Origin of the sequence: Herminiimonas sp. Marseille-P9896, assembly GCF_903993245.1 — a bacterium.
GTDB classification, from domain to species: Bacteria; Pseudomonadota; Gammaproteobacteria; order Burkholderiales; family Burkholderiaceae_D; genus Oxalicibacterium; species Oxalicibacterium contaminans.
Genome location: NZ_CAJEVT010000003.1, coordinates 223,047 through 249,341 on the forward strand (window position 1 = coordinate 223,047; position 26,295 = coordinate 249,341).

The window sequence follows — 26,295 nt, forward strand, 5'->3', positions numbered from 1 at the left end:
ATGCTGGCGCAGTGCTAAATTCACGCCGCCAGCCCCTTATCAACGACGTTGCGACAGCAATTGGTCGAGTACAGCGCCACCAGCGAAGTGCTTGGCCTGGATGTCATCCCACGAACCCAGTACTTTGGTCGGGTCGATCAGGCGGACTTTCGAGTAACGGTCAGCCACAACTTTAGCGACGTCTGGGTGATGCACGCGGTAGTTGAAGGTGGTCAGCAAGAGCTGGATTTCACGCGAGTACTGATAGTTCAGGTAAGCGGTTGCGACTTTACGGGTACCTTTTTCATCCACGACCTTGTCAACAACTGCAACCGGGAATTCAGCCAGTACCGAGACTGGTGGAACCACGATTTCATAGCCGCCAGCTTTGAACTCATCGCTCTTCGCGATGTTGATCACTTCCGATTCAAAGGTCAGCAATGCATCGCCCTGGTTGTTTTGAGCAAACGCTACGGTTGCGCCACGGCCACCGGTAGGGAAGTTAACGACGTTGTGCAACAGTTTGCCGACGAATTGCTTGGTTTTGGCATCGTCACCCTTGAACTTCTCGTTTGCGTACAACCATGCGCCGAGGTAGGTGTAGCGTGCGTTACCGGATGTTTTTGGGTTAGGGAAAACAACTTTCACGTCATCACGTACCAGGTCGTCCCAGGTTTTGATGTTTTTAGGATTGCCTTTGCGGACCAGGAAAGCGATGGTGCTGTAGTAAGGCGAGCTATTGTTAGGGAAGGCTTTTTGCCAGTCCTTACGCACCAGGCCGCGTTGCGCCAGGATGTCGATGTCGGTGACCTGGTTAAAAGTAACGGTATCTACTTTTTTACCCTGGATAATGTCCTGTGCCTGGCGCGAAGTGCCGGCAAACGATTGATCGATCTTCAGGTCCTGGCCGCTTTCAGCTTTCCATTTAGCCAGGAATTTAGGATTGATTGCAGCGAATACTTCGCGAGCAACGTCATATGACGCGTTCAGCAAAGGTTTTTCCTGAGCCTGGGCTGCGCCGGACAGCAAAGTGGCGGAAGCCGCTGCCAGTAAAACAACTTTCTTAAACATGAACATTCTCCATATTTTGATAAAAAGGGGTGGTAGCAGGATTGCCGACGAGTCGGCATATGGGACGGATATAGCCTGATTCCATCTGTGCAATCGAGTAACTTACCGAACGGAAATGAATATAACAAATTTGCTTATTCGTTCAAACTATAGTTTTTGCATGTCTTCATGCTAAAAACGCATAAGGGAGGGATTTTGTTATGAGTTCGGGGTTTGGGCGGATTGCATGACACCGGTTTAGCGGCTGTGTCGCCTTACTTAATATTGTTCTCTCTTCGTGGAGAACTGCGTTGCCGAGGTGGCCCGGCGCCACTCACTTTCTTTGCTTCGCCAAAGAAAGTAAGCAAAGAAAGGCGACCACGGCGCCGCTGCCCCTGCGGGGTTCCCGTTTGTGCAGGACAAAAAATGGGAAGTGGACGAAACTCACTGCGCTAACGCTCCGTTCAAACAACGTCCACTTCTTTTTCCATTTTCTGCCCAGCACAAACGGCATCGTCACAGTGGATAACTGCCACAGTCTCTTTGGGTTGCTGTATCTGACTTTCAAAACAAAAACGCCCCGATTTCTCGAGGCGTTTTTTGTATCAGGCCAAAGCATCAGCTCAAAGGCTCATGCTTAAACATAATTAAGCCAGGTTTTTAGCAACAAAATCCCAGTTAACCAATGCCCAGAACGATTCAACATACTTAGGACGCGCATTGCGGTAGTCGATGTAGTAAGCGTGTTCCCAAACGTCGCAGGTCAGCAATGGTTTGTCAGCGCCGGTCAGTGGGCAGCCAGCGTTCGAGGTGTTAGCCAGGTCGAGCGAGCCGTCAGCCTTTTTCACCAGCCATGTCCAGCCGGAACCGAAGTTGGTGACGCAGGATTTGGTGAATTCTTCTTTGAACTTGTCGAAGGAACCCCATTTTGCGTTGATCGCATCAGCAACTGCACCAGTTGGAGCGCCGCCGCCGTTTGGCTTCAGGCCGTTCCAGTAGAAGGTGTGGTTCCATACTTGTGCTGCATTGTTGAATACGCCACCGGAAGATTTTTTGATGATTTCTTCGAGGGTTGCGTTTTCGAATTCGGTACCTTTGATCAGGTTGTTCAAATTCGTTACGTATGTCTGATGATGTTTACCGTAATGGAATTCGAGCGTCTCTTTCGAGATGTGTGGAGCAAGTGCATCCAACGCATAGGGCAGTGCCGGCAGGGTATGTTCCATGGTCGTCCTTCTTTATGGGGTTGAAAATGAAGATGTTCTTTTTGAAAGGCACTCATTGTAAAGCGGTTACGGCTTGCTTGCACACGACGCAGATCAATTTCCGGCAACGCGAAAAATCACATGTGAAAAACGCTGAAAAATTCAGTGGGAAAAATTTCTGTGATGCCGCGCAAAGCCAATGAATATAAGGCTTTGTACGATTTACAGTGCATCATCTTACACTCATAAATTGAGAATGATTCTCGTTATTATTTGAGGTGATTTTCGTGTGATTTTTGTGCTTCGTGCTGGTTCGCGATGAATGTGCAGTGCATTTGCGCCTCTGTTTTTTTTGGTGTTAATGCAGCTTGCGCAGACTTGCAGATATTTTCTATTCCAGGGTTTCCTGCACGCTGGCGATACCCACTTGCGCTGTGCCATCCGCCAACCTTACCGTCACACTTTGACGTGGTTGCAGTTCTTTCGGCGCACGCACTATCTTGCCCTTGTCGTCGGTAATCATTGCGTAACCACGTTCCAGCGTGCGTTGCGGATTCAGCATTTCCAGTTGTGCTGATAGCGCAGCGAGGCTTTGCTTTTGCGTCGCGATGTTGTTGCTGATCTGGTTGCTCATGCGACGTGCATGATTGATGACGTGCAGACGTTGCGCCTGTGTATCCGGCAATTGCGACAACCAGCGGTTGCGTAGTTGCGCCAATGCGAATTGCGCTTTGCTGAGTGGGATGCGGGTCGCGTGACCGAGGCGTGCCTGCAGGTTTTGCAGTTTCATTCTTTCGTGCGCGATATACGCGGCCGGACTGATCAGGCGGCGCGACAACCAGTCCAGTGTTTGTGCTGTGTCGGACAGCTGTCGCTTCAACACATAACGCATGTCATCTGCTTGCGCTTCCAGTCGTGCCAGCCAGTCGGCGCGCGGCGTTGCCGCCAGTTCCGCGGCTGCGGTCGGTGTCGGTGCACGCAGGTCGGCGGCGAAGTCGGCGATGGTGAAATCGGTTTCATGACCAACGCCGACGATGACGGGAATGTCGCAACCGACGATGGTGCGTGCCACTATCTCATGGTTGAACGACCACAGGTCTTCTATGCTGCCACCGCCACGACACACCAGCAGTACGTCGCATTCGGCACGCGCGGAAGCAGTGGCTATCGCTTGTGCAATTTTATTGGCCGAGCCTTCGCCTTGTACCGGTGTCGGGTAGAGGATGACGCGTACGTGCGGTGCACGCCGTTGCAAGGTAGTAAGGATGTCGCGCAAGGCGGCCGCTTGCGGGCTGGTGACTATGCCTATGGTGCGTGCGAATTCTGGAATCGGACGTTTGTGTGCCGGATCGAACAAACCTTCTGCGTTCAGTTTCTCTTTTAACTGCAGGAAGGCTTCATACAAATTGCCGACGCCTGCACGGCGTATCGCTTCCACACTTAACTGGTAATCGCCGCGCGGCGCATACAGCGTGACCAGCGCGCGCACTTCCACTTTGTCACCTTCGCGTGGCATGAAATCTGCATATTGAGCTCGACCACGGAACATCACGGCACGCACCTGAGCTGCACTGTCCTTGAGCGTGAAGTACCAGTGGCCGGAGGCGGCGCAAGTGAAGTTGGAGATTTCGCCGGACACCCAGGACAGCGGGAAATTGCGCTCCAGCATGCGCGATACGGCCTGGTTCAGTGCGGAGACGCTGAGTACGGCAGGCGCGGCAGGTGGTGGAGCGGAGTAACGATCGGAGTTCATAAATGTGCGTGCGTGGGGCGATGCATGGGCAGGCTATGCACGGAAATAGTGCAGTAGAGCAACTTTAGCATGCAGCGCCGCAGGCAAATGCCTGCAATTCGTGGGTAACAAACGCAAATGGTAATGGAATTTGGCTCTTGAAATGAGTTCTAGTACAGGGAAAAGAAAAATGAATATCTTGAATATAAAAATTGGTGCTCGCCTGGCTATGGGCTTCGGGGCGATATTCATCCTGATGGCTACGCTGATTGTATTGGCTTTGCTGCGCTTTAACAGCATAGGGGAGATCAACCATCAACTGGTTGAGAGTGACTGGGTCAAGGCAGAAGCGGCGGCCACCATAGACAGTACGACGCGCGCCAATGCACGGCGCAATATGGAGTTGCTGGTAGAGACTGATGCGGCGAAAGTGGCCGCACTGTACGCAGAAATAGCAAAGAACAAGAAGACCATCGATGAAGCGGTGGTGGTGCTGGATAAGCTGGTGTACACCGAGCAGGGCAAGGCGATCATGCAGGAATTCAAGCAGGCGCGCGGCAAGTATGTCGCATCCTTTGGCACGGTGGGCAAACTGGTTGCTGACAACCATAAAGAAGAAGCGCGCCAAATGATGCTGGCCGAAACGCTGCCTGCGCTGGATGTCGTACAAGGCATCGTGGCACGCCTGACCGCAGTACAAAAGAAAATGGTGGAACAGCGTGGTGCGGTGGCTACCGGGCATATCGATGCTGCTATCCAGATGATGATGGTGCTGGGAGTACTGGCGGCAGTGGGTGGTATCGCACTCGCTTACTGGATCACGCATTCGATCACCAAGCCGCTGCATGAAGCGGTAAAGATTGCGCAGACCGTGGCCGCCGGTGATCTGACCAGCGTCATCGACGCGAAATACAAGGATGAAACCGGCCAGTTGCTGCAGGCGCTGAAGAATATGAATAGCAGCCTGATCCGCATCGTCGGCGAAGTGCGACACAGCACCGAAGCGATCGCGATCGCCTCCACGCAGATCGCCAGCGGCAATATGGATTTGTCGTCACGTACCGAAGAGCAGGCCAGCTCACTGGAAGAAACCGCTTCGTCGATGGAAGAGCTGACCGGTACCGTACGGCAGAATGCAGACAATGCGCGGCAGGCGAATCAACTGGCGTTGACAGCATCATCAGTCGCGAGCAAGGGTGGAGAGGTGGTGTCGCAAGTGGTCGATACCATGGGCTCCATCAATGACTCAGCGAAGAAGATTGCCGACATCATAGGCGTCATCGATGGCATCGCATTTCAGACCAACATCCTGGCGCTGAATGCAGCGGTAGAAGCAGCGCGTGCCGGTGAACAGGGACGCGGCTTTGCAGTCGTGGCAGGCGAAGTGCGCAATCTGGCGCAGCGTTCAGCAGCCGCGGCGAAGGAGATTAAACACCTGATCGGCGATTCGGTGCAAAAGGTGAATGCCGGTTCACGTCTGGTGGATGACGCTGGCAGCACCATGCAGGAAGTGGTGGCCAGTGTGCGCCGCGTGACCGACATCATGGGTGAAATCACGGCGGCCAGCCAGGAGCAAACCACCGGCATCGAACAAATCAATCAAGCCGTGATCCAGATGGATTCCGTGACCCAGCAAAATGCGGCGCTGGTCGAGCAGGCCGCCGCCGCTGCGGCTTCATTGCAGCATCAGGCAGGTAGCCTGGCGCAGGTGGTCGGGGTATTCAAGCTGCATCACAGCGAGACGTTACATGTTTTGCCGGCGACGGCAGCGCAGGTCAGCGCCAAGGCTGGCGTATCGGTATTGCCGCAGAAGGCCGCACCGGTACAGATCGCTGCCAAGGAGGTCACGCCGTCCAGACCGGAAAAGCGCGCCGAGCTGGCAGTAGTCGGCGATGAATGGGAACAGTTTTAAGGAGGGGAGAGGCCGGGATGTTTCCGGCCTTTTTTAAATCTTCAGGTTATGACGCGTGTAAACATTCTTCACGCCTTCGACAATCAGCAACAAGACCGCGATCCAGATCGGGATATAAGTCAGCCATTGTGCACCTTCTATGGTTTCACCCAGCAGCAGTGCGACTACCACCAGTAATACCGGCTCGACATAACCAAGCAAACCAAACAGGCTGAGGCTCAGGGTCTGGCTGGCGATCATGTAAAACAGCAAGGCAAACGCACTGATCACGCCGAGTATAGGGATCAGCGCATACAGGCGCGGATAGTCGGCCAGCGACGCGATGCCGACATCGCCGGTGTAGACAAACCACGCACCTGCAGGCAGCAGGAAGATCATGTCAAACCACAGTCCGCCGATATTGTTGGAGCCCAGTCGGCGACGCAGTACAAAGTAGACCGGATAGCCGAGCGCGACCACCATGGTTTCCCATGACAGGCTGCCGACGTTGATCAGCTCGTTGGTGACACCGACCGCAGCACACACGGCGGCCAGGTTTTGCAGGCGCGACAAGCGCTCCTTGTAAATAATGCGACCCGTCATTAGCATCGTCAGCGGCAGCAGGAAGTAGCCGAGCGAGACATTCAGCGCGCGGCCATGCAGCGGTGCCCACATAAACAACCACAGTTGCACACCAAGGAAAACCGAGGTGGCCAGTACACCGACGATCAGTGCCGGGTTTTGTCGCATCCGGTGCAGCAGGTTCAGCACCAGGCCTTGTTGCCGCCGGGACCAGATGAACAGCGTCAGGAACGGAAAGGTCAGCAGCGTGCGCCAGCCGAAAATTTCCTCGCCGTTCAGTGGCGTCAGCAAGGTCGAATAAAAATAGAGGACCGCAAACAGGACGGAGCTGGTGACGGAAAACGTAATACCTTTGGACACTGAGACTCCATGATAAATTGATACTTTTTTAGCGTTGGCTAGTATATTAGTTTTTTTGTCTGGTCAGCGCGGGAATAGGGGGTAATTCAAACTGCCTTCCCGAGAATTTTCGATCAATTTGCACATTCTTATTTCAACTCCTTTAAAAATTATGCAGAAATTATTTATATGCCTCGTTGCGTTAGCCATTTCAGGATGCGCCACTAAGAAACTGAGTGAAGTTGAAGAGCAAAGGATCAGAAACGTTGGCGTTGTATCGATTATTTCTGAAGATGCGTCTTTCCAAAAAATCGGGCTTACAGTATTTAATAACGAGAAAACTGTAATTGAAATGAATGGGCAGGTCGCTGCAACAGTCTTTAGCATTGCTAACGCTCAATTGACAAAATCACGACCAAATTGGGTAGTGAAGAGAGTCGTGTTTGAGCAATCTGCCATGATTAAAAAGCTCAACGCTTCCGGAATGGTAATGTCATCCCCCGTAGAGAAAATTCAAAAGGATCTGGGGGAGATTGCGAAAAGCAATGGTCTCGACGCGTTGCTCGTTTTTTTCCCTGTCAGATATGAATCTGTGTCTGGGGAGGGTGTCGGGGTAATGTTGAGGACCATGAGTTTGTCGTCTGTTGCTGGCGGATTTGCTTATGCGACCATCGACATGGCCATGATTGATCAGCGCGGTGAGATCGTTGCATACGCTGGTACCGGTTCGATCTTGGCATCTAAAGCAATTGATATCGAGGGATACGGGATCAAGTATTCCTTAAACGCTAATACGACGCCTGAAGTTACGGATAAGCTCAAGACAGATATAAAAGATCTGCTGAAGCAGAACGTTACTATTCGCCTAGGTCAAATTGGTTTGTGAGCCAAGGTAACAATATTTGGTGGGTGGCCGGATATGCACGGTGTTTGGCTGGATATCGCCTATCGCTCGTCCGCTCCCGGCCAGCCCCCGGCTTCACATGCCCAACTTAATGCTTTATGATGAGCGAGGCAATGCGGGAAGGATCTGTTCCCAGAGACATACAGCAGCGCACTGAAGACGGGAAGACATGACAGAGGTGGGCTGCTGAACATTGTTTCCGCAACCAGCATCACACATACAGCAGGCTTCCAGATATGGAAGCCGTTTTATTTTGTAATGTTGCATTGCACACTGAACATCTGTTTTTTGGTTTTCTGCCTTGATTACGCCCGCAAGTTAGGGGCATTTACCTGTGCCGAGCACGAAATTAGCAGGGAGTTGTGATGGATTTTGAAATACCGGAATCGATGGTAAATGTGCTGTTGGAGATGATCGAGTCCGAGTCTCCATTGGCCAAGCGTCTTTCCGAACATGGCGTCTGCCATGGCCGCATGATAGTCAACAGCAAGCTGTTCGACGCGAAAGCGATGAACACGCTGTATAGCCTGTGCAAAGCGCAGGACGACCGTGCGTTGATGTTCCAGATGCTGGCACTGGATAACATCCTGGGCGCGCCGCAGGCACGCAAGATTCCCGACCTCGACAAACTGGTACCAGGCCTCGCCGCGTACTTCTCGCGCGATGTAATCGATGGCTGGCTGTACAAACGCAACAAGGACGGCGTCCTGTTGCCGTGGCTGATCCATCGCCTGCGCCATGTGGTGCCGGACCAGGGCGCGCCGTATGTGGTGATCGACCTGATCGCCAATACCATGCAGGCAGCCGGACGCGAAGAGTCGTCCGACTTGCGCATGCGCCGTGCCGGTATGACGAATGCGATTGTTATCAACTCGCACGACATCGCCAATCGCACGATTCCTGAACTGCTGACCGAGCTCGGCTATTTCAAGGAATGCCCGGAATTCAAGCAAGAATACGAAGTACAGGCCAAGCGTTTCCTGAAATACCAACGCCAGTTCGGCAAGCAATTCATCGCGCGCAATGCCGCCTTCACGATGGATGAAAAATTCCGCATCGGCATGCTGCCTTTCAAGGCAGGTACCACCGCGAAGTGCGTGAATGATGAAGAGATCCTGGATCGTCGCTTTGAAATGATGACCGACGCCGAATTCTGGCGTCAGAACGGTTTCGAGCAAGGCTTCGAAAAGATCCCGCTGCATTGCTATGTACACCTGTTCCATCTGGAACTGCACCAGAACATCTGGGTGCACGTACAAAACCTGACGTCCTACGAATACAAGCCGGAACTGCGCGAAAAGCTGATCCTGCCGACTCAGCATCGTGAGCTGATCGATATCCTGACTGCCGATATGAATGTCTTGATGGAAGACATCGTCGAAGGCAAATCGGGCGGTACCACCATCCTGTGCAAGGGTGCACCCGGTTTGGGTAAAACCCTGACCGCCGAAGTGTATTCGGAAGTAGTGGGTAAACCTTTGTACCGTGTGCATTCCGGCCAGTTGGGCATTACCGCCGCGTCGGTAGAGCAAAACCTGTCGGAAATCCTGCGTCGCGCTGCGCGCTGGGATGCGATTCTGCTGCTGGATGAGGCTGACGTTTACATCCGTTGCCGTGACAATGATTTGCAGCACAATGCCATTGTTGCTGAGTTCCTGCGTACGCTGGAATACTTCAAAGGCTTGTTGTTCATGACGACCAACCGTGTTGGCGATGTGGACGATGCAATCCTGTCGCGCTGCATAGCCACCATCAAGTATGAAGTGCCGCCCAAGGAAGACGCGATGCGTTTGTGGAAGTCGCTGGCGACACAGTTCCACGCTGATTTGTCGGATGAACTGGTCGACTCGTTGAGCAATATCTACGCGAAGTGCAGCGGCCGCGACATCAAGGAACTGTTGAAGCTGACCTCGAAGTACTGCAAGAGCAAGCAGATACCGTTCTCTGAAGACGCCTTCAGGCAATGTGCGGTATTCCGCGGTATTCAGTGAAATAAAGAAGTACATTAAAAAACGCCCGGCATCCTTTAAAGATGCCGGGCGTTTTTATTAGTGCCTTGCTTCAGGCGGCCAGTTCATGCGCAGTTGCGGTGGCAGTGATAGGCGTGTAGCTGGCGATGATGCGGTTGCGCAGCATATTCACTTTCGGGATCATGAATTTCTGACGACTCAGTGCCAGGTTCATAAAGCCAGGCATCACTGCGCCGTGACGATTCGTCGCAGGGGCAACGACATCCAGGTTCCATAGCGGGAAGCCATTCGGCGGCACGATGAAGGAGCCACCAGGATACGGAGCGTCGCTGCGGTTGGCGGCAATCAGGAAGATGCGATTGTCTTCCGCCTTGGGTACGGTCAACAGCGCGCGGTCTTGCGGGCGACGCCATGCGCTGCACCACGCGATCATGTCTGCGCCTTGCAGCGCCAGTACCCGCGTTGCTTCCGGGAACATGCCGTCGTAACCGAGGATGACGCCGAGTCGGCCAAACGGCGTATCGAAGACCGGCAAAGAGCTGCCAGCGACACACCACGATTTCATTTCAGGCTCGACATGGCATTGCTGGTAGCGACCGATCAGTTCGCCATCCGGTCCGATGACGACAGCTGTCGACGCGATCTTGTCCTGACGTTTTTCCAGCAGGGGCAGCACGATGACGCAAGCGTAGCGTTTGGCGATGGTCGCGACGCGCTCGATAGTCGCTTCGCTCTGGCTCGCTGCAAGATGCGCTTCGGCCAGGCTGGGCAGCCAGCTGGAGGAGGCGAAGAATTGCGGCAAGACGATGACTTTGACGCCGAGCTTGGCGGTGTGATCTATCATTTCGTAGGCGTCGTGCAAGCTGTCGGCGGCACTGGTCGCATGGATTTGCACCGCTGCTGCCTTGGCCACACTTTGTTCTGGAACGAGCGGCTGTGCGAGTATTGCTGCCAGTGGGGTATCGCTGACCGGCTTGCCTATGATGCCGTACAGGTCAGGGCGACGATCCAGCATGCGATCACCTTCATGGTGCCAGGATTTGTTTTGCGCTTTGCTGGTATCGATTTCGGCTGTTACCACACCGTGCGTGTCGTACGGGATTTTGGCGACGACTTCACCGCCGGGCGCGACTATCATGCTGCCGCCGGGATAGTAGATGCTGCGCTCCACACCCGCCTTGGTGGCGGCAACAAACCAGACGCCGTTTTCATAAGCGCGTGCCGGTACCCACATATCGGCCTGGTCCATCGCAAAGAAGTTGGCCATGTCGACGATAACTTCGGCACCTTGCAGTGCGAGGTTGCGTGTGATCTCGGGAATGCGGCCATCGAAGCAGATCAGCAAGCCTATGCGTCCCAGTTCCGTATCGACCACCGGGCAGCCGTTTTCACCGAGCTCGAACCAGTTCTGGTCATGTGTGGCGAGGAATTGCTTGTGGTAGTGGACGATGATGTCGCCTTTCGGGTCCAGCAGCAAACCGGTGTTAAAGATTTTGTTTTTCTCTTCATTCATTTCGGTAAAGCCGCTGGCGATGAAGATGTTGTGTTCGCGGCACAGGTCAGCCATCGCCTGCACGAAGCGGCCATCGACTGTTTCTGCCAGCTCGGCGCAGTGCTCGGCAGAGTCGAACAGGTAGCCGGTATTCATGCATTCAGGGAAGACCACCAGGCGTGCGCCCTGACGGACTGCTTCCTCGGTGTAACGACGCAAGAGGCCGATGTTGATATCGAGATCGCCGAGTGCGGCCAGGGTTTGGACGACTGCTGCGCGGAATGGTGCTGTTGCCATGATGTTGCTCCTTCAGAAAATTTAATTAATGCAGCGGCCCGGCGAGGGCCTGGCCATCGCTGCTTGCTGCGTGTGGTATTTGCACCGGAAGTGGAGCGAGAGGTGTGGCAAGAAGCAGCGCCGGGACCGGCGCTGGTCTTAGCCTGGTTTATTTAAGGTCAGTGGGCTTCAACATGATTTTTTGTATATCCATGTGTTCTTTCAGCACGCCTTCTTTTTCAAATACATTGACCAGCGCCTGATACGACTTCACATCGTTGGCAGTCAAATCCTTGTTGGCGCGCAGATAGGGTTGCGCGACGTATTGCACCTGGTCAGGCTGGATTGCAGTGTACTTGGCGATGACGGGACGGTATTTGTCGAAGTTTTCATTCGCCATCTTGGTCGCCTGGTCCAGCACGGCGACGACTTTCTTCGCGACTTCCGGACGCTCTTTCATGAACTTGGTCGAGAGTACCGAGACACCGGAGTAGAAAGGATCAGCGATGAAGGTGGCGACCGGATTAGTCATCGCACGTCGGGCTTCTTTCGAGGTGACGGCGATCGAACCTACTGGTTCCAGCGACAGTGTGGCATCAACGGTACCGGCAACCACGGATGGAATGTGCATAGGCACGGCGATTTCATTGATGCGTACATCCTTATCAGGATCCAGACCGTTTTGACGCAGGATGTAGCGCGTGATGGTTTTCCACTGGATGCCGGGCAGGGTGCCTATGCTCTTGCCCTTGAGATCCTTGAATGAGGAAATGGTCGATGCATTCGAAACGATTAGGCCATCATTGATCATGCCTACCTTGATGCCACCACCTTGCAGGCCAAAGACTTTGAAAGTACCCGGATAGCGCGATTCAGCCAGCGCCGTGATACCGGCTGCCGCACCTGGTGGTCCGAAGTCAGCCTGGCCGGATACCAGTGAATCGATGATCTGGTTCGGGTTCTGGAATTTAACTGAGTTAATTTCTATCCCGGCCTTTTCAAACAGCTTCTCTTCCAGTGCCACGTAGTAAGCCATGGTTTGCATGATGGGCAACCACGACGCAGTGACCTTTTCCATTTTTTCCTGTGCCAGCGCGAGCGATGAATTCAGCAGCAGGGTTCCGACGATAGATGCCAAGACGAACTTTTTCATACCATTCTCCAGAATTGAAAATTAAATTAGCGACCTGCCCAATGCACTACCCATTTCTCGAGTGCGATGAATAAAAGATTGAAGCCGTAACCGACGCCGCCGGTCATCAGGATGGATGCATACATTTGTTGCAGATCGAATACCTGCTGTGCATCGATGATGCGATGGCCCATGCCATCCATCGAGCCGATGAACATCTCGGCCACGATGATGACGACCAGCGCCAGCGAAACTGCCATGCGCAGGCCGACAAAGGTTTGTGGCAGCGATTCAAAGAACAGCACGTCGCGGAATACACGCCATTTCGAAGCACCCATTACGCGTGCTGCGAGGATGCGCGTCTTGCGCGAGTTCATGACGCCATAGGCCACGTTGAACAGCACCACCAGCCAGGCGGAGAAACCGGCGACCGCGATCTTGGCGAAATCACCGATGCCAAAGATCAGCAGGAAGAGCGGGAACATGGCAGTGGCTGGCGTCGAGCGGAAGAAGTCGACCAGCGATTCAATCGAGCGATAAATACGGTCATTCGAACCGAGCGCGATCCCGGCCGGGATACCGAACAGGGCGGCCAGGCCAAATGCATACAGCGTGCGATACAGCGTTGCTGCCAGGTCTTTGGTCATGGAGCCAGAGACCAGGCTGTCCCATAGGGAGCCGAAAGTGGCGAATGGATTCGGCAGCAGTTTGTTGCTGACCCATGCCGAATCATTGGCGATCCACCAGACCGCTATCAATGCGACCGGCCCGATCAGGCTGCGGCCGACGCGCATGCTGTTGTTCATGAAGGGTGGGTATTGTGTGCTTTTCATTTGCGCACCTCGCGTTGGAAGATGTCCAGGCAGCGCGCCTTGGTTTGCACAAAAGCGGCACTGGAAAGGGTGGCTATATCGCGCGGACGCGGCGCATCGAAGCGCACCGTGTCGGCAACGCGGGTCGGTCGTTTGGTCAGCAGCAAGACATGATCGGCGAGGTAGACCGCTTCTTCCAGGTCATGCGAAACGACGATCATGGTGACGCCGGTGGTGTGAAAAATTTCCTGCAGCTTCTCCCGTATGAAGAGAGTCATTTCATAGTCGAGCGCTGAGAAGGGTTCATCGAGGAACAGCACTTCAGGATGCGGTGCCAATGCACGCATGATGGAAATCAACTGCTGCTGGCCGCCGGAGAATTCATACGGGTAACGATTCAAATCAAACTTCACGTCGAAGGACGCGATCAGTTCTTCGACTCGCGCGTCGCAATCGGCCTTGCTCATGCCCTTGATGACGAGTGGATATTTGATGTTGTCTATCGCCCGCATCCACGGGAACAACGCTTCGCGGTAGTTCTGGAATACATAGCCGATGGTGGTTTGCTGCAGGGTTTTGCCGTCGAACAGGATGTCGCCGTCGTCGTATGGAATCAGACCAGCGATCATGTTGATCAGCGTCGACTTGCCGCAACCGTTGGGGCCGAAGACACAGGTCACACGACCTTTCGGAAAGTCGAGATTGAAATCGGAATACACCGGCGCACCGCCAAATGATTTGCTCAGGCCGCGCACTGTAATGTGCGGCCGTGCAGTGGCTTCCGGCGCGGCATCGTCGCGGTAGCTGTGCAAGGAAAAATCAACGACTGAATTCATGTTTCTGGTTTCCTTATAAAACGCTGCTAGTCCAGGCATGCAGATTTGCGTACACATTTGTCTCAACATGACATCGAGTTATGTTCCTTAACGCAATTGATGTGCCAGCACGGAAAATCAGCGCGCTGTGCTGCTTAAAACGCGTGCCTGAATGCAGGTGTAGAAAAGCCGTTAAAAGACATGTCTTCATAGGAGAAATGACTGATACACGGTGAACTTTTAAAGGCCGATTTGGCACAGTCGGGGATGGATAAAAACGGAAGCATGGGCGGGATAACAGAGGTGGATTTCTCGACCATCTTGTTAACCAAATTGTTAACAAGATGACCTGTCCCTGTTTCTTTTTCCTCGGCCAAATACTGATGGAATTGTGTTTTTGCTACGCCTCGCTTTGGCGCATTAAATTGTTGCAGCAGGGCGTATGCGCGAAGACCGTGCATATGGCACATGCGTATTGCTCAAAAACAAGCAAGCAAGAAGGTAAACCGCAGCTTGGTACATGGCAGGGACATTGCTTACACAATGTCCGGGATGTCGATAAGAGGTTGAGTATGGAAATGAAGAGCAAGGAATTCAGTACAGGAATCCGGCCGTATTTGCATTCGACGGCACAGGCAGAGCTGTCGAAGAATGTACATGGCATCGTCGACTGGTCGGAGACACAGCTCTTTGTGACGCGAGAGATATCGAAGCTGATAGGCAAGAGCCTGGATCCGGCTTTTGCGATACGCAATATGTTGCACCTGTTATCCGAATTCCTCGGCTTGAATCGTGGCCGTTTGTTTTTATTCGATGCGCAAAAGCAGCGTCTGGTGATTCGCTATTCATACGGGCTGGATGAAGAGGAGATCAAGCGCGGCGTGTTTCGTCCCGGCGAGGGGATTACAGGCAAAGTGTTCCAGTCGGGCGAAGTGGCGATCATTCAGGATATTGATACCGAACCCAATTACCTGGCGCGCACGGTAGATCGCGATACGCTGCCTAAGGGAACGATCTCCATGTTTGCCTTGCCCATCATCGTCAACGGTACGGTGCGTGGTGTGCTGGCAGTAAATCGCTTTCGCGGTTTGCATCGTCCGCTCAGTGACGATCTGGTGACTGTGCGTCTGGTGGCAGCGCAGATTGCGCAATTGCTGCGCATAGAGCATTTGGTGAACGAGCAAGTCGAGCGGCGTACTGCGGCGTTGACAGTTGAGAACCGTGAACTGAAGAAGGCGCTGGGCAAGCAGGCGCAGCACGGCGGCATCATAGGCGAGTCGGTGGCGTCACGCGCAGCCTTGCGTCAGATCACGCAGGTGGCGAATACGGTGGCTACCGTATTGCTGTTGGGCGAATCAGGTACCGGCAAGGAATTGTTTGCGCGTGCCTTGCATATGGCAAGTGACCGGCGCGATGCACCTTTCATCAAAGTGAATTGTGGTGCCATTCCGGAGAACTTGTTCGAGTCTGAATTGTTCGGCCATGAAAAAGGTTCGTTCACCGGCGCGCACGCCGCCAAGCCCGGACGCTTTGAAGATGCAGACGGCGGCACGTTGTTCCTGGATGAAGTGGGCGACTTGCCATTGCTATTGCAGGTCAAGTTGCTGCGTGCCTTGCAGGAGCAGCAAATCCAGCGTGTCGGCGGACGCAAGGAGATACCGGTCAATGTACGCATCGTCGCGGCGACCAACCGCGACTTGCAGCAGTTGGTGGCGAGCGGACGCTTCCGCCTCGATTTGTTTTATCGCTTGAATGTGGTGCCAGTCAAACTACCGGCGCTGCGTGCGCGGGCCGAAGATATCCCAGCGCTGGCACGTCATTTCATCAGCCTGGCGAATGATACTTTCCAGCGCCATGCCACCCTGACGCCGGGCGCGATGGAACAACTGATACGCTTCCCCTGGCCTGGCAACATCCGTCAACTGCAAAACATTATCGAACGCCTGGTCCTGCTGGCCGAACAACCCGAAATCGAAGCCGCGGATGTCAGCCGGGTACTGGAGTCGGAGCGTGCCGTGGATGCTGTGTTGTCGAGCATGACAGTCGCTGCCGGAACCAATACCGTGACCCGCTCGGTACGGACCAATCAGGCGGTGCGCGGCGATGAGGTCGAGCAGATTGTGTCGGCGCTGACCGAATGCGGTGGCAATAAATCACGCGCGGCACAAATATTGGGGTTGACCTTGCGGCAACTGAATTACCGCATCAAGGTACTGCAAATCACCTTGCAAAGCTGAGGCAGACAAGCAGATATACGCCGCCTCATTTTTGAGCGCGGGAAATTTGTTCTTTGAAATCAAGGGCTTCGACTGCTTACACACAGTTACGCACAATGTTATCCACAGAAAATGTGCACAAGCCATGTGTGCGTTCTCATGATCGCGTTAAAAGGCATAGGCATGTGCTTATCTGCCCGCAAGCAATGTAGGCAAGGCTATGAATGTAACTTGCTCTCGCAGCGTCAAACCGTTACATTCTCCATCCATACTTATTGAATCCCACAGAAGGAGCTTATTTTGCTCGCCATTATTCATGCAGCAGGCTGGCCTATCTGGCTGTTGCTGATTGCCTCCGTTATTGCCCTGACCCTGATTATCGAACGTAGCATGTACTTGCGCCGCAATCGCATATTGCCGCCCAGCTTGCTGGACGAGGTCGTGCGGGTATATCGCAGTGGCCGTATCGATGAGAACGTGGTGACGACACTGGAACAGAATTCGCCTTTGGGCCGCGTACTGGCTGCCGGTTTGCGCAACGTCGATGCGCCGCGTGATGTGATGAAGGAGTCGATCGAAGAAGCAGGGCGCGGCACTGCGCATACGCTGGAACGCTTCCTGACGACGCTGGGTACCATCGCCACGCTGGCACCGCTGATGGGTTTGTTTGGTACCGTGGTCGGCATGATTGAAATCTTTGGTTCACAAAACGCGACCGGTACCGGCGCGAATCCGGCGCAACTGGCACATGGTATTTCGATTGCCCTGTACAACACCGGTTTCGGCCTGGCGATTGCGATGCCGTCGCTGGTGTTCTACCGCCACTTCCGCGCCCTGGTCGATAGCTTCATCATCGATATGGAGCAACAGGCTGTGAAGTTTGTCGACATCGTGCATGGCGCACGCAAGTAACAGTCCGGAAAGAGACACCTGATGAATTTCCGCAAAGGACAAGGCCGCGAAGATCCGGAAATCAATCTGATTGCCTTCATAGATGTATTGCTGGTGATCCTGATTTTCCTGATGGTTTCGACCAGTTACAGCAAATTTCCCGCCTTGCAGATTACGTTGCCGACCGCCGATGCGGAGAAGGCGATGGACCGGCCATTTGAAATCAATGTCGGCGTCGATACGCAAGGTCGCTATTCGATTAATAATGCACGCGTCGCCGTGCAAAATCCGGATGCACTGGCAGCAGAGCTGAGTGCGGCGGTGGCGGCTTCCAGCAAGCCGAATGCCGATCCGGTTATCATCATTGCAGCCGATGCGACCGCTACGCACCAGACTGTGATCAATGTACTGGAAGCGGCGCGTATCGCCGGTTATTCCAAGGTCACGTTTGCTGCGCAAACCAGCGGCAAGAAATAAGTAGTTCTATCATGTGGCGGTACTGACGATGTCGGTACCGTCACCTTCATACGGAATCCACCCTTGAGTCTTCAGCGCTCCAATCTTGAAGAATTCCTGACGCGTACCTGGTCGCAGCGCGGCCTGACGGCTTGCATGCTGCTGCCGGTAGCTGCCCTGTTTGGCGGTTTGTCGGCCGTGCGCCGCGCCGCCTACAGCGCCGGTCTTGCCAAGAGCGAGCGTTTGCCGGTGCCGGTGGTGGTGGTGGGGAATATCTTTGTCGGTGGTACCGGCAAGACGCCGCTGACGATCTGGCTGGTGCAGGCATTGCGCCAGGCTGGTTATACGCCGGGCGTGATTTCGCGCGGCTATGGTGTGCACAATGAAGTGCCGCAGGAAGTTACTGCGCAATCGCTGGCGCACGAAGTTGGCGATGAGCCTTTATTGATTGCGTATCGCGCCGAGTGTCCGGTGATGGTCGGACGTGACCGGGTAGCGGTGGCGACAGCCTTGCTGGCCGCGCATCCGGAAGTCGACGTGCTGGTATCGGATGATGGCTTGCAGCATTACCGTATGCAGCGGGATATCGAAATCGTCCTGTTCGACGGACGCGGTGCCGGTAATGGCTGGCTGCTGCCAGCTGGTCCCTTGCGCGAGCCGACTTCACGCCAGCGCGATTTCACCGTATTGAATGGTGCGGACCATGCGCCGGGTTTGCCGCCGGATGCGATCCGTATGCAACTGGTCGGCAATACCGCAGAAAAACTGAATGATCGTTCTCAAGTCAGCCTGTTAAGCTCCTTCGCTGCGACTGACGGCAAGCATGCGCCGGTGATCCTGGCAGCAGCTGGTATAGGCAATCCGGGGCGATTTTTTGGCTTGCTGCGCAGTGCCGGTTTGCAATTCGAGGAAATGGCTTTGCCCGACCATTATGATTTTTCCGACAATCCGTTTGTGCATGTGCAGGCGGATGTGATCCTGATTACCGAGAAGGATGCAGTAAAATGTCGGCAAAACGAAGGTTTGAGAAACGACACCCGTTTGTGGGTCGTGCCTGTAACAGCGCAGCTTGACGGCGCGCTTGCTGAAAAAATTGTGGAGAAACTCCGTGGACGCTCGATTGCTTGATATTTTGGTCTGCCCGATCTGTAAAGGTCCGCTTGAGCATGACAAAAAAGCGCAAGAACTGATTTGCAAGGCCGATAAACTGGCCTATCCGATACGTGATGGCATTCCTATCATGTGGGCGGATCAGGCACGTGACCTGCAAGTCAACTCCGGCGCAAACTGATCATTACTGATGTCTTTTACCGTCATTATTCCTGCCCGCCTGGCGTCAACCCGCCTGCCGAATAAACCGCTGGCTGACCTCGGTGGCAAGCCGATGATAGTGCGCGTGGCTGAACGTGCGATGCAATCCGGTGCAGCCCAGGTCATCGTCGCTACCGATCATGCCGATATTTTTGCCGCCTGCGCGCAGCACAAGGTAGCGGTGCAGATGACGCGGGCTGACCATCCTTCGGGTACCGATCGTATAGCCGAAGTAGCAGCGTTGATCGGTTTGCCGGATGACGCAGTGGTGGTGAATGTACAAGGCGATGAGCCGTTGATAGACCCGTCGCTGATCGCGGCGACGGCGACACTGATTTCGCGTGATGTGCCGATGGCAACTGCGGCGCATACCATCAGTGATATTGAGGAAATCTTCAATCCGAATGTAGTGAAAGTGGTGCTGGATAAAGCCGGACGTGCGCTGTATTTCTCACGTGCGACTATTCCCTGGCACCGTGATGCTTTTGCCGTGAGTCGGGATGCGATGCCAGCGGGCTATGCGCCGCTGCGCCATATCGGTCTGTATGCTTATCGCAATGCCTTCCTGCAGGAATACCCGCAGCTCAGCGTTTCGCCGCTGGAGCAACTGGAAGCGCTGGAGCAATTACGCGTGTTATGGCATGGCGTTCCTATCGCCGTGCACGTGACGCCGCATGCCCCGGTGACGGGTGTGGACACCCCGGAAGACCTGCAGCGCGTAAGGCAATTTTTCGGCCAATGATGCGCTGCAGCAAGCGCAAAACAGCGCTTTGATATAATTTTGTGGTAAGTTTCGTGCAAAGTTCATAGTTCAAATCTATAAATCACGACTATCCTCCGGTGCCGCATTAGCGCCCTTCGGTAATAGAATTCAAAAACTCGTTTTAGGAAAATTTCATGCGCCTCATCCTTTTAGGAGCGCCTGGTGCCGGTAAGGGCACGCAAGCTGGTTTCATCAAAGATAAATTCAATATCCCGCAAATTTCGACCGGCGACATGTTGCGCGCAGCGGTCAAGGCTGGCACGCCACTCGGCATCGCCGCAAAAAAAATCATGGACGAAGGTGGCCTGGTGTCGGACGACATCATCATCGGTCTGGTCAAGGATCGCTTGAAAGAACCGGACTGCGCCAAAGGTTATTTGTTCGACGGTTTTCCACGTACGATCCCGCAAGCTGACGCGATGAAAGAAGCGGGCGTTGCGATCGACTACGTATTGGAAATCGATGTGCCTGACGAAGCGATCGTTGAGCGCATGAGCGGTCGTCGCGTACACCCGGCATCGGGTCGTACTTACCACGTCAAATTCAATCCCCCTAAAGTGGCAGGCAAGGACGACCTGACTGGTGAAGAATTGATCCAGCGTGATGACGACAAGGAAGAAACCGTGAAGAAGCGTTTGTCCGTGTACCACGAGCAAACCGAAGTGTTGGTTGGTTACTACAACCAATGGGCAGCTTCCGGTCAGCCAGGTGCGCCCAAGTATCGCAAGATCGCAGGCGTAGGCCCGGTCGATCAAATACGTGACAGCGCGTTTGCCGCGTTATCAGGTTAAACAAAAAAAAAGCGGACACCATGTCCGCTTTTTTCTTATTTGCTCAAATTGCCTTATCGCTATAGCATCGGTATTGTATTGATGCTGTAGTAACAGAATCAGGGAAGCAATCCCGCAACAGACTCAGCCAGCCCTGGCATCCAAATAATAAAAAGGGCGACAGAAAGTTTTGCAGTACGCAGCACGGAACATGTTTATGTCTGTTGCATAGTCGTAGTGGTCAACTTGGTCGTGAAAAAACAGGAGGAGTCGATATGGCATCAAGTCTATGGTTCGCCATTGCGTGCGGCGTTGTTGCCGTTATCTATGGCCTGATCTCACGTAGCTGGATACTCAAGCAAGACGCCGGTAATGAACGCATGCAGGACATTGCCGCCGCGATTCAACAAGGTGCTGCTGCCTATCTGGCGCGCCAGTACCGCACGATAGCCATCGTCGGCGTCGTTCTCTTCATCATCATTGCACTGGTGCCCGGACTCGGGCTGATGACTGCGATCGGCTTCCTCGCGGGCGCGGTGTTGTCGGGTGCTTGCGGCTTCATCGGCATGAATGTGTCGGTACGAGCCAATGTACGCACGGCGCAGGCGGCAACCAAAGGTATGAATGAGGCGCTCGATGTGGCGTTCAAGGGCGGGGCGATTACCGGCATGCTGGTGGTCGGCCTCGGTTTGCTTGGCGTGGCCATTTTCTTCCTGATCCTGACCAGCATGGCGCGCGATGGTGGTGTGTATCACGTTACCTTGCACGACATCATTACGCCGCTGATCGGCCTGGCTTTCGGCGCATCGCTGATTTCGATTTTTGCCAGGCTCGGAGGCGGTATCTTCACCAAAGGTGCGGACGTCGGCGCTGACCTGGTGGGCAAGGTGGAAGCAGGCATTCCGGAAGACGATCCACGCAATCCGGCCGTGATCGCAGATAACGTGGGTGACAACGTAGGCGACTGCGCCGGTATGGCGGCAGATTTGTTTGAAACTTATGTGGTGACCCTGATCGCGACCATGTTGCTCGGCACACTGGTGATGCGCGGACTGGAAGTGCAGGCGGCGATTTATCCGCTGCTATTAGGTGGTGTGTCCATCCTCGCGTCGATAGTCGGTTGCTCTATGGTCAAAGCGAAAGAAGGTAAGAAAATCATGTCGGCGCTGTACACCGGTTTATGGTGGGCTGCCGGTTTGTCGCTGATCGGCTTTGCAGTCGTGACCTGGCTGGTGATTCCGCCTGAATTGCGTGTCGCGATGATGGGTTCGGCGGTAGTTGGCATCATCCTGACCGGTTTGATGGTCTACATCACCGAGTACTACACCGGTACCGATTTCAAACCGGTGCAACATGTGGCGCAGGCTTCTACTACAGGCCACGGTACCAACATCATCGCGGGTCTCGGCGTCTCGATGCGCTCGACTGCATGGCCGGTGGTATCGGTGTGTTTCGCTATCCTGGCTTCGTATTGGTTGGGTGGTTTGTACGGGATCGCGATTGCGGCGACCTCCATGTTGTCTATGGCGGGCATCATTGTTGCGCTCGATGCGTATGGCCCGATTACCGATAACGCTGGCGGTATCGCCGAGATGTCCGGCATGCCGGAATCGGTACGTGCGATTACTGATCCGCTGGATGCGGTTGGCAATACCACCAAGGCAGTGACCAAAGGCTATGCGATCGGCTCGGCCGGACTCGCTGCGTTGGTGCTGTTTGCCGATTACACGCATGCACTGGATTCGGTCGGCAAGAGCACGACCTTCGACTTGTCCAATCCCATGGTTATCGTTGGGCTCTTCATCGGTGGCTTGATTCCATACTTGTTTGGCGCGATGGCGATGGAGGCAGTAGGTCGCGCTGCCGGTGCGGTGGTGGTCGAAGTGCGCCGCCAGTTCAGCGAGATCAAGGGCATCATGGATGGCAGCGGCAAGCCGGAATACGACAAGGCGGTCGATATGTTGACCACTGCAGCCATCAAGGAAATGATTATTCCGTCGCTGTTGCCGGTGGTGATACCTATCTTGGTTGGCCTGATCCTCGGACCCGCGGCGCTTGGTGGTTTGCTAATGGGTGCAATCGTGACCGGTATCTTTGTTGCGATTTCGATGACTACCGGTGGTGGCGCCTGGGATAACGCGAAGAAGCATATCGAAGACGGCCATCACGGCGGCAAGGGATCGGATGCGCACAAGGCAGCAGTGACCGGTGATACGGTCGGTGATCCGTACAAGGACACGGCTGGTCCTGCAGTCAATCCCTTGATCAAGATCATCAACATCGTAGCCTTGCTGATTGTGCCTTTGTTGCCAGCAGCAGGTTTGCAAGTGGTGGATACCGTCACCAATGTCACCATCGTCACGCCGGTACAGACCATTGTCGTGCCGGTGGATTCCGCGCCGATTACCCCAACGCGTCCTTGAGTTTTAGATGATGGTTATGCGGAAAAGGCAGCGCAGGCTGCCTTTTCTTTTATCCGCGGCCTGTATTTCCGGCCAGATGCAGCGAACTCAATTGAAAAAACCTCGTCCTAACAAACTGACATCTGCGCCCAAGCGGTTTACACTGGGGACGCACCTTTTGCCTTCTTCTACGTTACTCCGGGATTCTGCATGATTAAAACGACTGTTTTTGTCGCCGTATTATCAGCCTTGCTTACCGGCTGCAGCAGCCCGCCAGTAGTCAAGCCATACATCCCGATAGAGCCGGAAGGCAGTAGCGGCTATACCGAAAAGAGCGGTTGGGTTGCAAAGAAATTCATGGTGGCAGCCGCCAATCCACTGGCGGTGGATGCGGGTTACCAAATGTTGAAGGCCGGTGGTTCTGCAGTTGATGCTGCCATCGCAACGCAAATGGTGCTGGGCCTGGTGGAACCGCAATCGTCCGGCCTGGGCGGTGGTGCGTTCATGTTGCACTTCGATGGCGCGCGTGTACTGGCCTATGATGGCCGCGAAACAGCGCCGCGCAATGTGACGGGTAAATTGTTCCAGAACGCGGAAGGCAAGGCCATGCCTTTCCACGAAGCGGTAGTTGGTGGTCGCGCTGTCGGTGTGCCGGGTGTATTGCGCATGCTGGAGCTGGCGCACAAGCAGAACGGCAAGCTGCCATGGGCAACCCTGTTCAATCCGGCGATCAAGCTGGCGACTGAAGGTTTTGCCGTTAGTCCGCGCCTCGCCATCTTGCTGCAACATGAAACTTATCTGAAGCAGGACCCGGTCGCCGCCGCTTACTTTTACGATGCGCAAGGCAAGCCCAGACCTGTCGGCTACATCCTGAAAAATCCGGCACTGGCTGAAACCATGAAAGCGATAGCGCGCGATGGCGCAAATGCGTTCTACCGCGGCCAGATCGCGCACGATATTGCAGCCAAGGTTGTGCAGCATCCTACCAATCCCGGTGAAATGGGTTTGCACGATATCTCCAGTTACAAGGCCAAGGTACGTGAACCTGTTTGCAGCGATTACAAAGCATGGACTGTGTGCGGTATGCCGCCACCTTCGTCGGGTGGCGTCGCGATAGCGCAAATCCTGGGCATACTCGAAAAGAAAAACATCGCGGCCTATCCACCGGTTAATGGTGCGTGGAATGCGAATGCCGTGCATTTGTTCGCGGAAGCAGGGCGTCTCGCTTATGCGGATCGTGATCGTTATATAGCCGATCCGGATTTTGCACCGCTGCCGGGTGGTAGTGTGCAACCGCTGCTCGATAAAAAATACCTGGCACGCCGCGCCGCGCTGATAGGTGATGAGTCCATGGGTAAGGCGCAGCCTGGTGATCCTTTCAATACGCGCCTGGCCTGGGCCACCAGTACTTCCCCTGAGCTGCCTTCGACTTCGCATATTTCCGTGGTGGATGCGAAGGGCAATGCGGTCGCCATGACGACTACCATTGAAAACGGTTTTGGTTCGCGCCAGATGGTCGATGGCTTTCTGCTGAATAATGAACTGACCGATTTCTCGTTTGACCCCAGCGATGTGAATGGCTTCATCGCCAACCGTGTGCAACCCGGCAAGCGACCACGTAGTTCGATGGCACCGACTTTCGTGTTTGAAAAAGGTACGAAGAAACTGGTGCTGGCGGTAGGCTCACCAGGTGGTGCTTACATCATCAATTACGTCGGCAAGGTATTGGTCGGCATGATGGATTGGGGGCTGACGGTACAGCAGGCTATAGACTTGCCTAACGTCGGCAGCCGTAACGGACCGACTGAGCTGGAGCGCGGTCGTGTGCCGAATACCCTGGTCAGGGCACTGACGGAACGCCAGCATGAGGTGCAACTGGTGGAGCAGACTTCGGGCTTGCAAGGCATCATGCGCTTGAGTATCCATGGTGAAGAAGTCTGGTTTGGTGGGGCAGATCCTCGTCGTGAAGGCATCGCCAAAGGAGACTGATCCTTGGTGTCGTGCCCGCTTGTCTGAAATCCGAAAGGCCTGAATAATTGGTGTCTATGCGAGACAAAAAGAAAATTGGCCTGGTGCTGACGGGAGGCGGAGCGCGCGCGGCCTATCAGGTCGGCGTGCTGGAATCGGTATCGGCCATCCTGTGTGAGGCTGGCTGGGCGCCGGAGAAAAATCCCTACGATATTATTTGCGGCACCTCCGCCGGTGCGATTAATGCGACTGCACTGGCTTGTCACGCCGACGATTTCTGTCCCGGCCTGCAACGCATTGTGCATGTGTGGGAAAACTTCACGGCTGAACAGGTCTACCGCGCGGACTCGCTGGGCGTGCTGCGTTCCGGCGCGAAGTGGCTATCACTGCTGTCGTTTGGCTGGCTGCTGCGCACATGGAAAGCCAATCCACCAAATTCCCTGCTCGACAATACGCCTTTGGTCAGCCTGCTGAATCGCATGCTCAACCTGCCGCGCCTGGATGCGGCACTGGTGGACGGCAAGTTGCACGCGCTGGCCGTAACTGCCTCGTCCTATACGGCGGGCAAGCATATGACGTTTTATCAAAGCGAAGCTGATATCGAACCGTGGGTCAGGACCCAGCGTATCGCGGTACGCAGTCAGATCGGTGTTGAACATTTGCTGGCGTCGGCGGCGATCCCGCTGATTTTTCCGGCGACGCCGATTTTTTGCGAAGGTCGACGCGAGTATTTCGGTGACGGCTCGATGCGGCAGGTGGCACCGATTTCACCGGCCATCCATCTGGGTGCCGACAAGGTGTTGGTGATAGGGGCGGGGCGGTTGATGGAACCGGCGATCGATCAGTCGCGCAATGCGCAGTACCCGAGCCTGGCGCAAATTGCCGGGCATGCCTTGTCGAGTATCTTCCTTGATAGCATCGCCAGCGATATCGAACGCCTGAATCGCATCAATCAAACCTTGTCGGTGCTGACCGACGAACAAAGAACCAAAACTCCGCTGCGGCCGATAGAGATGCTGACCATCGCGCCATCAGAACGACTTGACACAATTGCAAGCCGCCACATCAGCAGCCTGCCACGTCCGGTCCGTATGTTGCTGTCGGGCATAGGTGCGGCTGAAGTGCGTGGTGCAGCGCTGGCTTCTTACCTGTTGTTTGAAAAAAGCTACACCTGCGAACTCATCAATCTGGGACGCAAGGATGCCTTGGCGCACAAGACTGAAATCCTGTCATTTTTCTCTTCGCAAGACACAGGTGTGGCCGAAAACGCCGATATCTAAGCAGCAGCCTATCCCATGCTTGTCAAGCAATTAGTGTTGATTCGGACAACACAACACGT

Annotated in this window: 22 protein-coding genes; 13 read left to right on the forward strand and 9 right to left on the reverse strand. The window is 54.5% G+C overall.

Translation table 11 applies throughout. The annotated features are described in order from the left end of the window. Positions 1 to 39: 39 nt before the first annotated feature. The 3 genes from cysP to xseA all read right to left on the reverse strand — a co-directional run bounded on the left by cysP (position 40) and on the right by xseA (position 3,987). A complete protein-coding gene (cysP, locus tag H7U06_RS11415; RefSeq protein WP_175626291.1) occupies positions 40 to 1,050 on the reverse strand; it encodes a thiosulfate ABC transporter substrate-binding protein CysP in 1,011 nt (336 codons plus the stop codon). A gap of 626 nt (positions 1,051 to 1,676) precedes the next feature. Next, on the reverse strand, positions 1,677 to 2,255 hold the full coding sequence (gene sodB, locus H7U06_RS11420; RefSeq protein WP_124574935.1) for a superoxide dismutase [Fe]: 579 nt from the start codon (positions 2,253 to 2,255) through the stop codon (positions 1,677 to 1,679). Positions 2,256 to 2,625: 370 nt separating this feature from the next. Continuing rightward, complete coding sequence (xseA, locus tag H7U06_RS11425; protein WP_175626292.1) at positions 2,626 to 3,987, reverse strand: exodeoxyribonuclease VII large subunit; 1,362 nt, start codon at positions 3,985 to 3,987, stop codon at positions 2,626 to 2,628. A 169-nt stretch (positions 3,988 to 4,156) separates the two neighbouring features. Here xseA and H7U06_RS11430 point away from each other — a divergent pair, with 169 nt between their 5' ends. Continuing rightward, positions 4,157 to 5,878: a methyl-accepting chemotaxis protein gene (locus tag H7U06_RS11430; RefSeq protein WP_175626293.1), complete on the forward strand. Its 1,722-nt coding sequence runs from the start codon at positions 4,157 to 4,159 to the stop codon at positions 5,876 to 5,878. A gap of 33 nt (positions 5,879 to 5,911) precedes the next feature. Here H7U06_RS11430 and rarD read toward each other — a convergent pair whose 3' ends face one another. Continuing rightward, entirely contained in the window at positions 5,912 to 6,799 is an 888-nt protein-coding gene (gene rarD / locus H7U06_RS11435; protein WP_175626294.1) for an EamA family transporter RarD, read from the reverse strand. Positions 6,800 to 6,950: 151 nt separating this feature from the next. On the opposite strand from rarD, the gene H7U06_RS11440 reads away from it, so the two are divergent. Both H7U06_RS11440 and H7U06_RS11445 read left to right on the forward strand, forming a co-directional pair. Further along, on the forward strand, positions 6,951 to 7,664 hold the full coding sequence (locus H7U06_RS11440) for a hypothetical protein (protein ID WP_175626295.1): 714 nt from the start codon (positions 6,951 to 6,953) through the stop codon (positions 7,662 to 7,664). A gap of 383 nt (positions 7,665 to 8,047) precedes the next feature. After that, positions 8,048 to 9,673 (forward strand): ATP-binding protein, encoded by a 1,626-nt coding sequence (locus H7U06_RS11445; protein ID WP_175626296.1) that lies wholly within the window; start codon positions 8,048 to 8,050, stop codon positions 9,671 to 9,673. A gap of 70 nt (positions 9,674 to 9,743) precedes the next feature. Here the strand turns inward: H7U06_RS11445 and H7U06_RS11450 are convergent, their stop codons facing one another. The 5 genes from H7U06_RS11450 to H7U06_RS11470 all read right to left on the reverse strand — a co-directional run bounded on the left by H7U06_RS11450 (position 9,744) and on the right by H7U06_RS11470 (position 14,640). Then, positions 9,744 to 11,441 (reverse strand): carbon-nitrogen hydrolase family protein, encoded by a 1,698-nt coding sequence (locus H7U06_RS11450; protein WP_175626297.1) that lies wholly within the window; start codon positions 11,439 to 11,441, stop codon positions 9,744 to 9,746. Between the two features lie 148 nt (positions 11,442 to 11,589). Next, the gene (locus H7U06_RS11455) at positions 11,590 to 12,573 is read right to left on the reverse strand and encodes an ABC transporter substrate-binding protein (RefSeq protein WP_175626298.1); all 984 of its coding nucleotides are present in this window, start codon (positions 12,571 to 12,573) and stop codon (positions 11,590 to 11,592) included. A 26-nt stretch (positions 12,574 to 12,599) separates the two neighbouring features. Then, positions 12,600 to 13,385 carry an ABC transporter permease gene (locus H7U06_RS11460; protein ID WP_230089588.1) on the reverse strand — a complete coding sequence of 262 codons (786 nt, stop codon included), beginning with the start codon at positions 13,383 to 13,385 and terminating at the stop codon, positions 12,600 to 12,602. After that, the gene (locus H7U06_RS11465; RefSeq protein ID WP_175626299.1) at positions 13,382 to 14,200 is read right to left on the reverse strand and encodes an ABC transporter ATP-binding protein; all 819 of its coding nucleotides are present in this window, start codon (positions 14,198 to 14,200) and stop codon (positions 13,382 to 13,384) included. Before H7U06_RS11465 ends, H7U06_RS11460 begins: the two co-directional genes overlap by 4 nt. A 134-nt stretch (positions 14,201 to 14,334) precedes the next feature. Then, entirely contained in the window at positions 14,335 to 14,640 is a 306-nt protein-coding gene (locus tag H7U06_RS11470; protein ID WP_175626115.1) for a hypothetical protein, read from the reverse strand. 111 nt (positions 14,641 to 14,751) lie between these two features. Here H7U06_RS11470 and H7U06_RS11475 point away from each other — a divergent pair, with 111 nt between their 5' ends. From H7U06_RS11475 to H7U06_RS11520, 10 genes are all read left to right on the forward strand, one after another. Further along, positions 14,752 to 16,416: a sigma-54-dependent Fis family transcriptional regulator gene (locus tag H7U06_RS11475; protein ID WP_255485111.1), complete on the forward strand. Its 1,665-nt coding sequence runs from the start codon at positions 14,752 to 14,754 to the stop codon at positions 16,414 to 16,416. A gap of 279 nt (positions 16,417 to 16,695) precedes the next feature. Further along, complete coding sequence (locus tag H7U06_RS11480) at positions 16,696 to 17,307, forward strand: MotA/TolQ/ExbB proton channel family protein (RefSeq protein WP_175626301.1); 612 nt, start codon at positions 16,696 to 16,698, stop codon at positions 17,305 to 17,307. Between the two features lie 21 nt (positions 17,308 to 17,328). After that, on the forward strand, positions 17,329 to 17,763 hold the full coding sequence (locus tag H7U06_RS11485) for a biopolymer transporter ExbD (protein WP_175626302.1): 435 nt from the start codon (positions 17,329 to 17,331) through the stop codon (positions 17,761 to 17,763). 63 nt (positions 17,764 to 17,826) lie between these two features. After that, positions 17,827 to 18,870 carry a tetraacyldisaccharide 4'-kinase gene (lpxK, locus tag H7U06_RS11490; protein WP_175626303.1) on the forward strand — a complete coding sequence of 348 codons (1,044 nt, stop codon included), beginning with the start codon at positions 17,827 to 17,829 and terminating at the stop codon, positions 18,868 to 18,870. Continuing rightward, positions 18,851 to 19,033 carry a Trm112 family protein gene (locus tag H7U06_RS11495; RefSeq protein ID WP_175626304.1) on the forward strand — a complete coding sequence of 61 codons (183 nt, stop codon included), beginning with the start codon at positions 18,851 to 18,853 and terminating at the stop codon, positions 19,031 to 19,033. The genes lpxK and H7U06_RS11495 overlap by 20 nt, the downstream gene beginning before the upstream one ends. A gap of 9 nt (positions 19,034 to 19,042) precedes the next feature. Continuing rightward, complete coding sequence (gene kdsB, locus H7U06_RS11500) at positions 19,043 to 19,795, forward strand: 3-deoxy-manno-octulosonate cytidylyltransferase (protein WP_175626305.1); 753 nt, start codon at positions 19,043 to 19,045, stop codon at positions 19,793 to 19,795. A 155-nt stretch (positions 19,796 to 19,950) separates the two neighbouring features. Further along, positions 19,951 to 20,607 (forward strand): adenylate kinase, encoded by a 657-nt coding sequence (adk, locus tag H7U06_RS11505; protein WP_175626306.1) that lies wholly within the window; start codon positions 19,951 to 19,953, stop codon positions 20,605 to 20,607. A gap of 254 nt (positions 20,608 to 20,861) precedes the next feature. Next, positions 20,862 to 23,009 (forward strand): sodium-translocating pyrophosphatase, encoded by a 2,148-nt coding sequence (locus tag H7U06_RS11510; RefSeq protein ID WP_175626307.1) that lies wholly within the window; start codon positions 20,862 to 20,864, stop codon positions 23,007 to 23,009. A 189-nt stretch (positions 23,010 to 23,198) separates the two neighbouring features. After that, complete coding sequence (gene ggt / locus H7U06_RS11515) at positions 23,199 to 24,977, forward strand: gamma-glutamyltransferase (RefSeq protein WP_175626308.1); 1,779 nt, start codon at positions 23,199 to 23,201, stop codon at positions 24,975 to 24,977. A 56-nt stretch (positions 24,978 to 25,033) separates the two neighbouring features. Beyond that, entirely contained in the window at positions 25,034 to 26,236 is a 1,203-nt protein-coding gene (locus H7U06_RS11520) for a patatin-like phospholipase family protein (protein WP_175626309.1), read from the forward strand. Positions 26,237 to 26,295 lie beyond the last annotated feature (59 nt).

Bases quoted from the DNA above. Each gene is read 5' to 3' on its own strand.
- cysP (WP_175626291.1), bottom strand. From the start codon at position 1,050: ATGTTTAAGAAAGTTGTTTTACTGGCAGCGGCTTCCGCCACTTTGCTG.
- sodB (WP_124574935.1), bottom strand. From the start codon at position 2,255: ATGGAACATACCCTGCCGGCACTGCCCTATGCGTTGGATGCACTTGCT.
- xseA (WP_175626292.1), bottom strand. From the start codon at position 3,987: ATGAACTCCGATCGTTACTCCGCTCCACCACCTGCCGCGCCTGCCGTA.
- H7U06_RS11430 (WP_175626293.1), top strand. From the start codon at position 4,157: ATGAATATCTTGAATATAAAAATTGGTGCTCGCCTGGCTATGGGCTTC.
- H7U06_RS11440 (WP_175626295.1), top strand. From the start codon at position 6,951: ATGCAGAAATTATTTATATGCCTCGTTGCGTTAGCCATTTCAGGATGC.
- H7U06_RS11445 (WP_175626296.1), top strand. From the start codon at position 8,048: ATGGATTTTGAAATACCGGAATCGATGGTAAATGTGCTGTTGGAGATG.
- H7U06_RS11450 (WP_175626297.1), bottom strand. From the start codon at position 11,441: ATGGCAACAGCACCATTCCGCGCAGCAGTCGTCCAAACCCTGGCCGCA.
- H7U06_RS11455 (WP_175626298.1), bottom strand. From the start codon at position 12,573: ATGAAAAAGTTCGTCTTGGCATCTATCGTCGGAACCCTGCTGCTGAAT.
- H7U06_RS11460 (WP_230089588.1), bottom strand. From the start codon at position 13,385: ATGAAAAGCACACAATACCCACCCTTCATGAACAACAGCATGCGCGTC.
- H7U06_RS11465 (WP_175626299.1), bottom strand. From the start codon at position 14,200: ATGAATTCAGTCGTTGATTTTTCCTTGCACAGCTACCGCGACGATGCC.
- H7U06_RS11470 (WP_175626115.1), bottom strand. From the start codon at position 14,640: ATGCACGGTCTTCGCGCATACGCCCTGCTGCAACAATTTAATGCGCCA.
- H7U06_RS11475 (WP_255485111.1), top strand. From the start codon at position 14,752: ATGGAAATGAAGAGCAAGGAATTCAGTACAGGAATCCGGCCGTATTTG.
- H7U06_RS11485 (WP_175626302.1), top strand. From the start codon at position 17,329: ATGAATTTCCGCAAAGGACAAGGCCGCGAAGATCCGGAAATCAATCTG.
- kdsB (WP_175626305.1), top strand. From the start codon at position 19,043: ATGTCTTTTACCGTCATTATTCCTGCCCGCCTGGCGTCAACCCGCCTG.
- adk (WP_175626306.1), top strand. From the start codon at position 19,951: ATGCGCCTCATCCTTTTAGGAGCGCCTGGTGCCGGTAAGGGCACGCAA.
- H7U06_RS11510 (WP_175626307.1), top strand. From the start codon at position 20,862: ATGGCATCAAGTCTATGGTTCGCCATTGCGTGCGGCGTTGTTGCCGTT.
- ggt (WP_175626308.1), top strand. From the start codon at position 23,199: ATGATTAAAACGACTGTTTTTGTCGCCGTATTATCAGCCTTGCTTACC.
- H7U06_RS11520 (WP_175626309.1), top strand. From the start codon at position 25,034: ATGCGAGACAAAAAGAAAATTGGCCTGGTGCTGACGGGAGGCGGAGCG.